The organism is Methylotuvimicrobium sp. (genome assembly GCF_050611805.1).
In the GTDB taxonomy this organism is placed as follows: Bacteria; Pseudomonadota; Gammaproteobacteria; order Methylococcales; family Methylomonadaceae; genus Methylotuvimicrobium.
Genome location: NZ_JBNGHF010000021.1, coordinates 39,652 through 54,251 on the forward strand (window position 1 = coordinate 39,652; position 14,600 = coordinate 54,251).

The window sequence follows — 14,600 nt, forward strand, 5'->3', positions numbered from 1 at the left end:
AACGGGTGCGGTCTATTTTTTCGTCCTCCTGCGCGGCCGAATTAGGAATTTTCACTTCACTATGAAGATCTTGTTTTATCGTTCCCTTCATTATCTTTAAGGTAATAAAAGCAAGCGACTAAACCGAACAAAGGATCAATTAGCTTTTTTACGGTAAACTTTACCGTAAACTCCCTTCACAAAAAATATCGAATTACATTATGCGTGACGCCTCTCCCCAAACTATCTATCTCAAAGACTACAAACCGCCGGAATATCTGATCCACGATACCGACTTGAATTTCACGCTGGATAATGAAAGCACGCGTGTCGTTGCCACATTGACGATGAGCAAAAATCCGGCCTCGAAAGCCGATGACAGTGCCTTAACATTGCTGGGCGAAAATCTGACCTTGCTCGGCGTTCAGCTGAATGGTGATACATTAAACCCCGATCGCTATGCGCAAACATCCGAAGCCTTAGTCATTCACGACGTGCCGCAGCACGAAAAATTCGTCGTCACGATTGAAAACACGATCAATCCCAAGGCAAATACGGCACTTGAAGGCTTGTATCTCTCCAAAAACATGCTGTGCACGCAATGCGAAGCGGAAGGCTTTCGCAAGATTACTTATTATCTCGACCGACCCGATGTGATGAGCCGCTTCACGACCACGCTAGTCGGCGACAAGGATAAATATCCGGTATTGCTGTCGAACGGCAACAAAAAGGCTCAAGGCGAATTGCCCGGTAATAAACACTGGGTTACCTGGGAGGACCCGTTTAATAAGCCATGTTATTTGTTTGCGCTGGTGGCGGGACAGTTGGAATGCGTCAGAGATAGCTTTACCACGCAATCGGGGCGAAGAATAGCGCTTGAAATCTTTGTCGAAGCCCACGATCTCGATAAGTGCGATCATGCGATGCAATCACTAAAAAATGCAATGCGCTGGGACGAGAAGACTTACGGACTCGAATACGATCTGGATTTGTACATGATCGTCGCGGTCGGCCATTTCAACATGGGCGCAATGGAAAACAAAGGCTTGAACATATTTAACACTAAATTCGTCCTGGCGCGCCCGGATACAGCTACCGACAGCGATTACGAGCATATCGAAGGCGTGATCGGGCATGAATATTTCCATAATTGGAGCGGCAACCGCGTGACTTGCCGGGATTGGTTTCAGTTGAGTTTAAAAGAAGGCTTTACTGTATTCCGCGATCAGGAGTTCACCGGCGATCAAACCTCGAAAGCGGTCAAACGCATCGAAGACGTTAACGCGCTACGCACTCGTCAGTTTGCCGAGGACGCGGGGCCGCTGGCACACCCGATCCGGCCCGACGCCTATATCGAGATCAATAACTTTTATACCTTGACGGTCTATGAAAAAGGTGCGGAAGTCGTGCGCATGCTGCATACGCTGCTCGGTCCACAAGGTTTCCGCAAGGGCTGCGATCTGTATTTTCAGCGTCACGACGGTCAGGCTGTGACCTGCGACGACTTCGTCAATGCGATGGAAGCGGCCAATGATGTCGGCTTGACCCAATTTCGACGCTGGTACTCACAGGCGGGCACGCCGGTATTGACCGTTTCGGAACATTACGATAGCGACGCGCAAACATTATCACTGACCATTAAGCAAGACAACCCGCCGACACCCGGCCAGCCTCGCAAGGAACCGCTGCATATACCGATTAAAACCGGATTGATCCTGCCGGACGGTAATCTGGCGCAATGCCGATTGCAAGGTAGCGAACAAGTCAGTCATAAAATTGTGCTCGAATTGACCGAGACAGAGCAAACTTTTGTATTCGAGCAATTGCCGCAAAAGCCGGTGATTTCATTGTTGCGCGGTTTTTCAGCGCCGGTGAAACTTAAGATGCAACGCTCTCTTGAGGAGCTGGCTTTCTTGTTGAGCCATGATCCGGACACGTTCAATCGCTGGGAAGCCGGGCAGCAATTGGCCGGTCGCGTCATCGCCGAACTGATCGACGATTTGCAAAACGGTCGTTCGCTTGAGATTAATCCGGTCTTGATCGAAGCCTATCGAAAAATCGTTCAAAACTGCTGGCTAGATTTGTCGTATTTCGCCTTGTTGTTAAGTCTACCTTCAGAAACTTATCTGGCCGAACAAATGCCAGTCATTGATGTTGAAGCGATTCATACGGCACGCGAATTTGTTGCCGGTCAAATTGCAAAGCACCTTGAAGACGATCTAAGAGGCTTATATCTGGATAATCACCGAGACGAATCGGGTTGTTTCGATGCCAAAGCTATCGGTCGACGCCGCGTTAAAAACGTGTGTCTCGGCTATTTGAGTAAGCTGGACGATACCGAAATACAGCGTTGGTCGCTCAAGCAATTCGATACGGCCAAAAATATGACCGATCAAATCGCCGCATTGGGCGTCATCGTTAATACGCCGCATCCGGCCCGCGCAACTTGCTTGGATGCTTTCTACCGGCAATGGCGCGACGAAGCACTGGTCTTGGACAAGTGGTTTGCCTTGCAAGCAACAGCAACTCCGCCGGATACTTTCGAAGCGGTGCAACGCCTGTTGAAACACCCCGACTTCGATTTAAAGAATCCTAACCGCGTTCGTGCGTTGGTCGGTTCTTTTAGCCAGGCCAATCCATTACATTTTCATGCAGCCAGCGGGCAAGGTTATCGATTTTTAGCCGACAGGATTATTGAGTTGAATACCCTCAACCCTCAAGTCGCATCGAGGATGGTTGGCGCACTGACGCAATGGCGACGTTATGACGATGCCCGGCAAGCTTTGATGAAAGGCGAGCTCGAACGCATCATGTCGACCGAGGCGATTTCCAAGGATGTGTATGAAGTAGCAAGCAAAAGCTTGGCATGAAAGATTGACCCTTTGCGACTCAAATTTCGGCTCCGGGTTGCTCGGCCAAGCCTTTACAGCATAAATGCTGGCAAAGAATCTACATGGATGTATCCACGGTGTTCTTTGACAGGCCCCAGGTGCCGATTTAGATCTACGATGGATATAAGGACTTGGTCGTAAATAACTTCCCTATTTTACGGAGGGTTCGGTTGCTCGATTGGCAGGTGTCGGCGGCAGGGCAGATTTTTGCTCCTGCAAAATCTGCATTCACGCCATCCATGGCGTTTGCAGATTTTTGCTCCTCGGCAATTGCTGAGTTACAAGGATGTAACGAATGCAGAAAATGCAGGAGCATTTTTCTGCCCTGCATCTCCTAAAGCGCCTACTGTTGGTGCCCTAATACACGCCATCCATGGCGTAATGCAAAATCTGCATTCATGCCATCCTTGGCAATCAGTCGCCGCCGTGAAGCCTACACGGACGTATTCACCCAGCACCTAAATTCCATAGCCCTTTGGCTATAGTAACTATCTTGCATAATTTAGGTGCTGGGTTCACGGCGTCCTGTCAAGCGAGTTACCGAACCCTCAACAAAGCTCATAGCTCCCGGACGTTATTTATCACGAAACCCTAAGTTAAACCGCTATATGACGAAGGATTACCGGCATTCAGACTCTTCCTCGTTCCCACCGCTCCAGCGTGGGAATACATACCGATCTTGCATCCGCAGCTAAGGTATGGGTATCCATGGAGGACCTTGGGAGCCAACGCATACGCCTTCATGCGCTAATACCGAAATTCGAAGCGCGATAGGAATAACAAAAATATGGATGCTCATACTCTGTCTTTTCCAATGACAGAAAAACCAGCAATTAGTCTCTTTACGAAAATGATTTTCTCTCTGGTTTCGGCTTGCCCGAGCTGTGTTAAATTGAGATATATAGATACCTAGGCCTTGACACGATAACGAGGCAAATTCGGTGATGGATGTTAGAATACATGCATTTCGACAAGCACAATGCGTAAAGCCATAGATTTAATGAGGAAACTATGCGGATTCCGAGACATTTAACCAAGATTATTGCGGCAACCCTCGGCATATTGCTTGTCGTTTATGTCGCATTCTATTTCGTATTTCTCGATCTGATCGTCGATTATTGGTGGTTTCAAGCATTAAGGTATGAAGGCTATTTTTGGCTGAGATTGCTTTACCGCTTTTTTCTTTCGGGCGCGGTCACCGCAGTTTTCTTTTCGATTTTCTTTTTGCATTTTTGGTTGGCAGCCCGTTATCTGGGGTTCAACCCTAATCAAGATGTATTGCAAGATTCGACCAAGCGCAAGCGCTTCGAGAGCCTAGCCGATCTGTTCATGAGCTTGTCGATCAAATTTTCGACGCCGGTCGCATTGATTTTAGCCATTGCGATTGCGATGCCCTTTTACCATCAATGGGAAATGGGACTGCTGTATTTCTTTGGCGGGTCATCCGGGGTCGTTGAACCCGTTTACGGACAGGATATCGGCTTTTATTTGCTGTCTTATCCGATTTATTTACTTATCCAGGAAGAGCTACTAGCTACCGCGGTCATTATTTTATTAATGGTCGCCTTTCAATACTGGGTACAGCATACGTTTATCCCAAGTCAAGCCAAAGAATTTCCGAAGGCCGCTAAAGTTCATCTGGCGGTATTATTCGGCTTTGTCGTGTTGTTCGTCGTTTGGGGCTTTATGCTGTACCGGTTTTCGCTGCTTTATGTCGACCGACACGAGCCCGTGTTTTCAGGGCCGGGCTTCGTCGAAATACGCTATCAACTACCGTTGATTTGGCTCTCGATTCTGGGGTTTCTGGCTGCTGCGATTTCATTGCTGTTTTATTATTTCTCCGAAACGACGCGGACCAAAGTCCCGTTTTTGATTTCATTGGTAGTTTTTGTCAGCGCGTTAGGACTGCAAGAAGTCAAATTCATACCTGAATTGATCGATAAATTTATCGTCAAGCCTAATCCGGTTAGGACGCAGCGCCCGTTTATCGATCACAATATTGTCGCGACGCTCGATGCTTATGATTTAAAAAATATCGATATCGTCGATTTTACGGTGAATCTCGACCCGACCAAGGATATCGAAGCATGGAGCACCCGTAGACGTTTCGAAAATATTCCGGTTTGGGATCGCGAATTTTTGAGCGATGTTTACAACCAAATTCAAAGCATCCGACCGTATTATCATTTTCTCGATGTCGACGAAGGCCGTTATTTCATCGACGGTTTCAAGCGTCAGGTCAATCTTGCCGCACGGGAAATGAATATCTCCAAACTCCCTAAGGAGGCACAAAACTGGGAAAACACGCATTTGCGTTTTACACATGGTTACGGAGCGGTGGTGACACCGGCGGCGCAAGATGCGGGCAACCCGATTCGCTGGTTTTTGCGGGACTTGGATTTAAGCTCTAATGTCGGTTTAGAAGTCAAACACCCCGATATCTATTACGGAATGGAGAATTATAAGTACGCAATTGTACCGAATAAGCTCGACGTAGTTGCGCTTTCGGGAACTCAGCCGGATCCCGCGATCGACGCGGTTTATACCGGCAGCGGCGGAATACCTATTCCTTCGCTGTTCAGAAAGGCATTGTTTTCGTTTTTTTTCAAAGACGAAAAAATATTTTTCTCGACCAATATCTCTCGAGAGAGCCGCTTATTGATTCGTCGGAATGTCGTCGACCGAATCAGTCACCTGGCGCCATTTCTGCATTTAGACAAAGACCCTTATCTGGTCGTCACGAAAAACCGATTCTATTGGGTGCAAGACGCCTATACCTTGTCGAATTGGTATCCGGTATCGAAATCGGCCGAGGATGATTTTTTAGTCGGTAGCAAGGAATTCAACTATATCCGCAATTCGGTCAAGATCACCGTCGATGCTTACAGCGGTTTAACTCGTTTTTATGTTTCCGATCCGTCGGATGTGATCATTCAGGCTTACGACAGGGCTTACCCCGGCGTATTCCGCGATATCGACGAAATGCCGACCGAATTAAAGCGACAATTGCGTTTTCCGCGCGACCTGTTCTATTTGCAAATGAAAGTCTATGCCAAATATCATCAGCGTGACCCCGCATTATTCTATCAACAGGCCGAGACTTGGAATTTTGCGGAAGTGAGAGATAAAGAGGTCAGGCCTTATTACCAAACGGTAGACTTAGGCCATTGCGGCGGCAAGGAAGAATTCGTCATGATCAATCCGATGACGCCGATCAACAATCAGAACTTGAGCATGGTTGGCGTCGCCAGCGTGATGGATAGAGAAAAGTGCGGTGACGCCTTCAAAAAAAGCATCACGGTTTACCAATTTGCGAAGGAAGTTCAAGTCAACGGGCCGGCACAAGTCGAGGCATTGATCGAGCAAGACCCGGATATCTCTGCCCAGCTTACGCTCTGGGACCAGCGCGGTTCTCGGGTGAGAATGGGGCGGATGATTATTTTGCCGATGGAACACTCGATTCTGTATGTCCAGCCGCTTTATTTGATCGCAAATAAAACGAGCATACCGGAATTGGCTAGAGTTATCGTGTCAATCGGCAATGAGGTCGTCATGGACACCACGCTATGGAGTGCATTTTCACGATTGAGAGAGCGCTTTATTAAGGTACAAGACGACGACACCGGAACCACTTTCGATCCGGATAATGATAGGGCAAAATAAGAGGACAAAAAAGCCGCTATCGAATTACCCGACAGCGGCTTATTTTTTATAGAGCATAAATTTTTATCATTTAACCCAGCCTTAACAAATCTAGTGCCTACGGTCTAAACCATTGAAGTATAAGAGTTAAAAAATCCGCCAAAAATGGTATTGTAATGCCATAAATTTTTTATTCCTTAATTTTCAATATTATATGTCCGGCAAATGTTAAAGCTGGATTAATTTAGCAGCATATTGCAAAGCTTGTCTTCCAGGGACATGCGGATGGCCAAATGCTCGCCTAGAACGGATAAATCTTGCTCGAGAGAGCTGGGCGTTAGATGGTTTTTGGCGTGTTCGTACTTATCGTTGAAAACGATTGCCGCATCGGTGGTTCTCGATAGCTCGGGATAGAGTTCGTTCGCAAAAGATAACAACGCTTGGCGTTTTTCGTTACCGGACAGTAATCGTTCATAAATACCGAAGTGCCACAGCGACACATAATCGACTAGTAATTGCGAAAATTCAGACAGCCGAGTTTGAACTTTTTTACCTGCCGAAAACGGCTTCAGCTCGGCAATACGGCAATACATTGCCCACACTTCATGTCGTTCTTTTCTTAATTCATCGATTAAAGCTGCCGTTCCCCGGCGTCTTTCTGGAAAGGTTTGCATAACAGCGCTCATCAGTCGATCCTCGTTTTTGTTGTTGTAATGCAAATCTAATCCAAAATTTAATATAATGCAACAATCTATTAATTATTATGAAACTTTCTTGTGAAATCGATCAAGATTTACCATTTAATTGTTGTATCTTTGCAACAAAGATACAGAAGGGTTGATTATTTTGGCAGTGAATATTTTTCTTGCGGTGGCACTGCCCTGCGAGGCGAAACCGCTAGTTGCGCACTTCGATTTGAAAAAAGACACTACGGTGCGCGCTTTTGCTATGTATCGTAATGAAACGGTTTATTTAACCGTAACGGGACCGGGAAAAAGCGCAATGGCGGCAGGTTTGGCCTATACGCAAGCCGTTAGTGCCGGCCTTGAAAATGCGCTATTCGTCAATGTTGGTGTTGCGGGTCACAGGATGCATGATATCGGTAGCGCTTGGACAATCAATAAAATCAGCGATGCCGATACCGGTAGAAATTACTATCCGATGCCTATCTACGGCTTGCCATGCGCTACGACATCCCTTTTGACGGCGTCAAAACCTCAGTTCGATTACAATCATGAGCATTTATGCGACATGGAAGCCTCGGCATTCTTTGAGACGGCGGCGCGATTTTCGACTGGGGAATTGATCCAGTGTTTAAAAGTCGTTTCGGATAACCGTTTGGAGCCGGGACGCAATCTCGATCCGAAGGTCGTCGAGAAATTGATAAGAGACAACATCGGCCTTCTGGACCTCCTGCTCGAAAAGCTCGAAGAACGCGCCAAGCTTGTTAACTCCCCCGAAGTACCTAACTTCGAGTATTGGATTCAGCAATATCGTTTTACCGTTAGCGAACAAAACCGCCTAAAGAATTTGTTATCACGATTCTCGGTATTAACCGGCAAAAGCCTAGAGCCGGCCGATTTTGGAACGGTCAAATCCGGAAAAGAGTTGTTGGCGGCCTTGGAAAGCCGGCTTAGCACGATAAAGTATGAGTTTTAGGCTACCATCTCGCCGCCGGACGGGTTTTATCAACCCGTCCAAAACGATTGTCATAAATCACCTTAGCTTGAAACGTTCGTGTCTGGATTGCAGCCCCGACACGGATGGAGAAACAAACTACCTTGATTCGAATAATTTAATGAATCGCTTATACCGGCTTGTGAAACATGACCATTTTCCGAAGCGTTACGCTGCTATACTTCGGCCATGAGACTTATGCAAAGCCTTATTTATACATTTTGGTTAAAAAACGGGTGTGAAATAAATTATCTACCCAACGCAATCTTCGATTTTCCCGTCAATCTCTATTATCAGGCCGATTGATACAGTTGCTTACACGATTAGTCGCTTACTTCATAGATCTTGTGACGGAACACCGACTGAAAGGCGGCTTATTGCTTTGCCTGTCACTTTTTACGGTCTGTCTCCAAGCACATGAATCACCCCTGCAATTGCATAACGACTGGCAATACCGCTGGGGCGACTCGCCTTTCGATGTTCAAGGACGGCCGGAGTGGGCTTTGCAAGACAACTCTAGCGAAGCATGGCAAGCAATCGACTTTCCTTCCAACCCTCCGGGACGCGACGGACAGACCAATGCTTGGTTCCGTACTGCTTTACCGAATGGCAATTGGCACGACCCGGTCATTTATATCTACAGTGTCGACTTAATTGTTCAAGCTTATCTGGATGGGCAAAAAATCTATCAGTACGGCTATTTCGATCATAACGGTCATGGACGTTTCGAAGGTTGGCCTTGGCACATGATCCAACTGCCTGCCGATTTTGCGGGCAAGTTTCTTTATTTTCGGGTGTTTTCCGACTATAGCGACATCGGCCTATGGGGCGAGGTCAGGTTGATGGAACGACTCGATTTGATCAAATTGATTCTCGATCATTCGGTGGAACAAATTGTCGTTAGCGGCTTTTCCTTGCTGATCGCCGGTTTGGCCTTTTTTTTCGCGTTACTGCAAGCCGAACGGAGAAGTTTTTATTATCTAGCATTGTTCGCCTTGGCTTCCGCCTTGATGGTTTTCGGTCAGAGCCAAGTCAAATTGTGGTTGATCAACGCACCGTTGTTTTGGGATCATCTGGCTGCGACCGGCTATTTTTTATTGCCGGTCGCGATGGCTTTATTGTTCGGGGAATGGTGCGCCGGAATTAAGTATCAAAAATTGATCGGTGCGCTATGGCGATTTCATTTAGCCTATGCAGTAGGCGCCAATATATTGCCATTGCTCGGTTATAGCGCAATTTCCAGAATGTATTTCGTTTTTGACGGTTTATTTGCGATCAGCCTGTCGCTATTGTTTGCAGTGGCTTTCTCGAGATTTCGTCATGTCAACAATGAGCAAAAAGTCATCATCGTCACATTTGCTTTTTTCGGTCTATTGTTATTGCTCGACATGGCTGTGGCACACAGCATTCTACCTTGGCGGCGAATACCGCTAGCCTGGGGCTTGTTAAGCTTTTCATTGGCATTGATCGCCATTTCGTTACATCACTTCGTACAAACTCAAACCGAGTTAAAGCGACTCAACGCAACGCTAGAACAAAAAGTCAAAGACCGCACACGGGAGCTTGAATTATTAGCAACAAGAGACCCGTTGACCAATATTTTTAACCGGCGCGCATTCTATCAAAAAGGCGAACCGATATTTCGCGCCTCCCAGCGTTACAAACGGAACCTGTCGGTCATCATGCTGGATATCGATCACTTCAAACGCTTCAACGATATCTATGGTCACGCAGTCGGCGACCAAGTATTGGTTATGATCGCCGATTGTTTTCGAAAAAGTTGCCGAGACAGCGATTTTGCCGCGCGTTTCGGCGGCGAGGAATTTGTCTTACTTCTGGAAGAGGCGGATTCGCATAGCGCGCTTAAATTTGCAGAGCGACTTCGTGAGACTATCGCCGAATTGAGTCTTCCCGGTATCGAGCAAACAATTACCGCTAGTTTGGGTATTGCGTGTCTGAACCCCGAAACACAGTCTATCGATGAACTGATCAGAAGAGCCGACCGTGCGCTTTATGAAGCCAAGCATAGCGGGCGAAACAGATGTTGTTTTGTATGATTTTCGGGCTTGATTTAACTCGAATATTTAAACAGATAGCAATCGTCCAATTTAGCTATAGATGCCTGACAGCAAAACTTGGCAGTGTTTTTCCCACTATTTGCTTCGGTCACTCTCGTGGGGCGGGTTATTCAACCCGCCCCGAACATTTCAATTTCCTTTGGCCACGGTCGAAACGTTTAGGGCAAAGTTGCAACCCCTTCCTGCTAAAGTCTCAAATTAGAATCACAACAGCAATTCCCAGTTTGAGAAATTTCGCCGTATTCAGGATGCGGGGTATGCCTGTCGAGGAACGCCGTGAACCCATCCATGGGGGCTTGACGGCGGCTCGAAAGCCAAGGATGGCGTGAATGCAGATTTTGCAGGAGCAAAAATCTGCCCTGCCGCCGACATCCTCGCCAAGCACACCCCGCACCCTTTTTTATCCCCAAATTGGGAATTGCTGGAATCACAAGGGCTAGGGGGCGAATAGAATTACTGCCCCGTTTATTACTGTTTTATTCGCAGTGACTCCAGAACCGGAGAACGTTAACCACTCAAATGCGTCATAGAGTAGGCGCTAATGCCCCTTTACCGATCGTTTTCATGATATGGTAACCTTTTTACCGAAATCCGGGCATCTTGTTTTAGCAATAACTATTGGTCCGAACCAAGGAAACCAATATGATTATGCCATTGCCCGAACTGGTTTAACAACGCGCGCCCGCTCGAGGCATAAATTATTGAAAGGCTGTGATTTTCCTATCTAAAATTTTGTTTTAAAAAGGAGAAAGAAATGATTTCAACCGAATCGAAAACCGAATTCGACCATTTTCTCAATCAGCGCAATACGCTATTAGTGCGAGGCTTGGCATTGTCGATTGCCGGCATACTACTGACCGTTTTGTCCGCATTGGCCCCTGGAGTGCGTATCATGAATCAAAACAGCTCCTGGCTGCCGATAGTATCGATCGTGATTTTGGTAACCGGTTTTATGGCCTGTTACGATACTTTTTTACAGCGTCAAACCAAGGAATTCTATGTAAACTTGCAAATCGGGGTCTTAGATACCGTGTTTGGCTTAATCGTCCTGACCGAGCTAAATAAGTCCTCGGATAAGCTCATCTTATTGGCCGCGGCGTATTTGCTGATAAAAGGTATTTTTCGGATATTCGCGGCTTATAGCGTGCGATTTTCCCACTTTACCGCAGCCACCTTTGGCGGCCTGGTCTCAGTACTCATGGGCTTGATACTTTGGCAGGAATGGCTCGGCACATCAATGTGGTTTATTAGTTTTTGTTTGAGCGTTGACATCATGACCCGTGGCTGGGCTTTGACTAGGTTCGGCATTTGGCTCAAAACCCAATACAAACTCAATAAAGCAGGATGAATGATCTACAGGCATTGTTCTCACGACTTCATCTACTCCCTTTTGATCGTAAAACCGTCAAAGAATAAAAGGTACGGGATGTGTCTACCGAGGACCGTCGTTAGCATACTCATGCGGAGACCTCGAAGTCGGTTGCGATCGCCGCCAGGCTTCGGGGCGTGGCGGTATCGGGTTGAAAGCAGGGTCGAGGGGCACGATAAAGAATCCCGGTGCCGATGCCATCATCGTCAAGTAGTTTGAGATAGGCCTCGCGCTTGTCGGCGGTCGGCGAAAAAGCCTCTTGTACCTGTTTCTTCCAGTTAAGCTGTTCCGGACGGAAAGTAACGCACGGACTCAATATCTGCACAAAAGCGAAACCGGGAAATTCGATGGCCTCGCGGATGATCCGTGCGAGTTCGTTGGGGGCATTCGAAAAGGCCCGTGCGATGAACGGTGCCCCGGCAGCCAGCGCCATTTCCAGCGGCTGAAAGGGCGGTTGATGTGTGCCTTGCGGGGCCAGTTTCGAACCGGTCCAGTCACTCTCAGTGGTCGGCGAAGCCTGTCCCTTCGTCATGCCGTAAACCGCGTTGTCCATCACCAGATAACTAAAATTGGCGTTACGCCTGCAAGCATGGATGAAGTGGTTGCCGCCGATCGAGAAACCGTCCCCGTCGCCGCCTACGGCGATGACCGTAAGCTCCGGCCGGCTGATGGCTAGCCCTGCGGCCACAGGCAATGCACGGCCGTGTACGCCGTGTAAACCATAGGCCCGGGTATAGGCCGGAAGCCGAGATGAGCAACCGATACCGGAGATCAGAGCAACCTGTTCAGTGCGAATTTCCAGTGCTGAGAGCGACTTCGTGAGCGCGTTGAGCACGCCGTAATCACCGCAACCTGCGCACCATACGGGCTTGTAGCTCGACTTGTAATCTTTGTGCGCGAGGGCGCGGGGCTTGACTTGATGTTCTCTGCTCATTTGACCTGCTCCATCTCTAGTACGCGAAGCGCAGCGGCGATCCGGCCCGGCAGCAAGAGCAGGGGGCCGGGCTCGGCAAGGCGGCGAGTGTGCGGCGGCAGTTCGCAGACGGCCCGCAGATAGCGAAAAAACTGCGCTCCGTGGCTTTGTTCGACCACCAACAGGCGATCTATACCTTCCAAAGCTCTAGCGAGCCGGATAGGATCAAGCGGGGCGATCAGCCTTAGCGACACGAGCCTTACCGCCGATCCATCGGCACGAACCTGCGCGACGGCTTCTCGAGCCGCTTGGGTGGTGGACCCCCAGGTCAGCAACCCAAGAGATCCAGCGCCCTCGATGTCGGCCCAGTCATCGCCGTAATCGAATTGCTCGAGCTTACGGCGTTGCTTGTCCAACTGTAGGCGATGGTCGGCGGGCATGGCCGAGGGACGCGCCGACGTTTTATGGCTCAAACCCGTAGCTGTGTATTCGCTGCCCGGCGTGCCGGGAATGCCCATCATCGAGATGCCGTCGCTGGAATCCCCGAAACGTTGGAAATCCGCGATATCCGCCGGCGCCCTGCGCCGTTCGGCGTGCCACTCGCGATCCTTCGGCGGCGTAATGGCAGCACGTGACTGCCCCAGAAATTGATCGCTCAATACCACAGCCGGACATTGCAGCGCCTCGGCCAGGTATACGGCCCACTGGGTAGTTGTCACACAATCGCCAATGCCGTTGGGCGCCAACACCAGCCGAGGCGCATCGCCGTGCGCGCCATAAACGGCAATGGCGAGATCGGCCTGCTCGGACTTGGTGGGAATGCCAGTAGACGGGCCGCCACGCATAACGTCAACCACAACCAGTGGCGTCTCGGTCGCCACCGCCAGCCCCAGCGCCTCGACCATCAGAGATAACCCCGGGCCCGAGGTGGCTGTCATGGCCGGCACCCCGCCAAACGAGGCGCCAATGCACATGTTGATCGAGGCGAGTTCGTCTTCGGCCTGTACCAGGCAGCCGCCTACCTCGGGGAGCCGTCTAGCCAACCATTCCTGAATCTCAGTGGAAGGCGTGATCGGATAGGCGGCACAGAACCGCACCCCGCCGCGCAGCGCACCCATGCCGACGGCTTCGTTACCGGTCAACAGCCAACGCGGTTGCGGTTGAGGCGGCGCGAGCTTGCAGGCACATTGGAGCGAATCGGCCGCGGAAATGCTTGCCTGCAGTCCAGCCTGTATGACATTGATCAACTGATTCCCTTTGGCGATGAATCGGCGCCGGATAGTATTCTTCACGCACTCGAAATCGAGACCGACAAGCGCCCCGACGATGCCCACAGCAATGATATTGGCGCGTAAGCCGGAATGTTCGCGCGCAAGTTCGCTAAGTCTTACCGCGTAGTGGCGAGCACCCGAATCCGTCACCCAAACGGGTGGCTCGCCTTCAGCAGAATCAGCAATAACCACGCTATCGGCATCCAGCACCAGCTCATCGGAAAAGTGCTCGGCCTTGCCCCAGTCCAGCGCGACTAAAAGATCGATGCGATCATCCTGGCAGCCGACAGGCGTCACGCCGAGTCGAAGCACTGCGGCGGCTTCGCCCCCACGAATCTGTGGACCGGTAGAACGAGTCATCAAGCCGAAATAACCAGCCTCGGCAGCAGCATCCAAAAGGATCTGCCCGGCGGTCATTACTCCGGCTCCGCCGCTGCCGATCAGAGCCAACGAGCAACTGTCCACGGGCGGTTTTTCTTGTGCCTCGATCATCGCAGGTTGGCTCCGTCAGGCTTATTCGTTCTTAAAATGTTCATGATTTATTCTCTGCATGGCGAGTCCCGACAGCTTGCAGGAGGGGGCGGTACTGCTGTGTGGGATTACGCATAAGAAGTCCAATACGCCTAATCGCGCATTCCGATCTGATTATGATCTGGGGAAATAATGCCGTCAAGCGGGAGAAAAAGGCGAGAAAAAGGGTTAGTTAGATTGAATTATAAAATAACCCCCACCCCTTTATTTCGCAATGACAACTTCTGAATATCAGCATTTTGAGTGGCA

8 protein-coding genes are annotated in these 14,600 nt (G+C 49.3%); 5 read left to right on the forward strand and 3 right to left on the reverse strand.

Translation table 11 applies throughout. From position 1 onward, the window contains the following. Positions 1-200 precede the first annotated feature (200 nt). Together pepN and ACRJJO_RS11935 are read left to right on the forward strand one after the other, a co-directional pair. The gene (gene pepN / locus ACRJJO_RS11930) at positions 201-2,849 is read left to right on the forward strand and encodes an aminopeptidase N (protein ID WP_431065956.1); all 2,649 of its coding nucleotides are present in this window, start codon (positions 201-203) and stop codon (positions 2,847-2,849) included. A 1,032-nt stretch (positions 2,850-3,881) separates the two neighbouring features. Continuing rightward, a complete protein-coding gene (locus tag ACRJJO_RS11935; protein WP_431065957.1) occupies positions 3,882-6,533 on the forward strand; it encodes a UPF0182 family protein in 2,652 nt (883 codons plus the stop codon). A gap of 218 nt (positions 6,534-6,751) precedes the next feature. Here ACRJJO_RS11935 and ACRJJO_RS11940 read toward each other — a convergent pair whose 3' ends face one another. Continuing rightward, entirely contained in the window at positions 6,752-7,198 is a 447-nt protein-coding gene (locus tag ACRJJO_RS11940) for a sigma D regulator (protein WP_431065958.1), read from the reverse strand. Between the two features lie 166 nt (positions 7,199-7,364). Here ACRJJO_RS11940 and ACRJJO_RS11945 point away from each other — a divergent pair, with 166 nt between their 5' ends. The 3 genes from ACRJJO_RS11945 to ACRJJO_RS11955 all read left to right on the forward strand — a co-directional run bounded on the left by ACRJJO_RS11945 (position 7,365) and on the right by ACRJJO_RS11955 (position 11,615). Continuing rightward, positions 7,365-8,171 carry a hypothetical protein gene (locus tag ACRJJO_RS11945; RefSeq protein WP_431065985.1) on the forward strand — a complete coding sequence of 269 codons (807 nt, stop codon included), beginning with the start codon at positions 7,365-7,367 and terminating at the stop codon, positions 8,169-8,171. Positions 8,172-8,536: 365 nt separating this feature from the next. Continuing rightward, positions 8,537-10,246: a GGDEF domain-containing protein gene (locus ACRJJO_RS11950; protein ID WP_431065959.1), complete on the forward strand. Its 1,710-nt coding sequence runs from the start codon at positions 8,537-8,539 to the stop codon at positions 10,244-10,246. Positions 10,247-11,021: 775 nt separating this feature from the next. Then, positions 11,022-11,615, forward strand: a complete 594-nt coding sequence (locus tag ACRJJO_RS11955) for a DUF308 domain-containing protein (protein WP_431065960.1) — start codon at positions 11,022-11,024, stop codon at positions 11,613-11,615. A 109-nt stretch (positions 11,616-11,724) separates the two neighbouring features. On the opposite strand, the gene ACRJJO_RS11960 is transcribed toward ACRJJO_RS11955, so the two are convergent. Both ACRJJO_RS11960 and ACRJJO_RS11965 read right to left on the reverse strand, forming a co-directional pair. Further along, complete coding sequence (locus ACRJJO_RS11960; protein ID WP_431065961.1) at positions 11,725-12,570, reverse strand: 2-oxoacid:ferredoxin oxidoreductase subunit beta; 846 nt, start codon at positions 12,568-12,570, stop codon at positions 11,725-11,727. Further along, on the reverse strand, positions 12,567-14,312 hold the full coding sequence (locus tag ACRJJO_RS11965; protein ID WP_431065962.1) for a 2-oxoacid:acceptor oxidoreductase subunit alpha: 1,746 nt from the start codon (positions 14,310-14,312) through the stop codon (positions 12,567-12,569). Before ACRJJO_RS11965 ends, ACRJJO_RS11960 begins: the two co-directional genes overlap by 4 nt. Positions 14,313-14,600 lie beyond the last annotated feature (288 nt).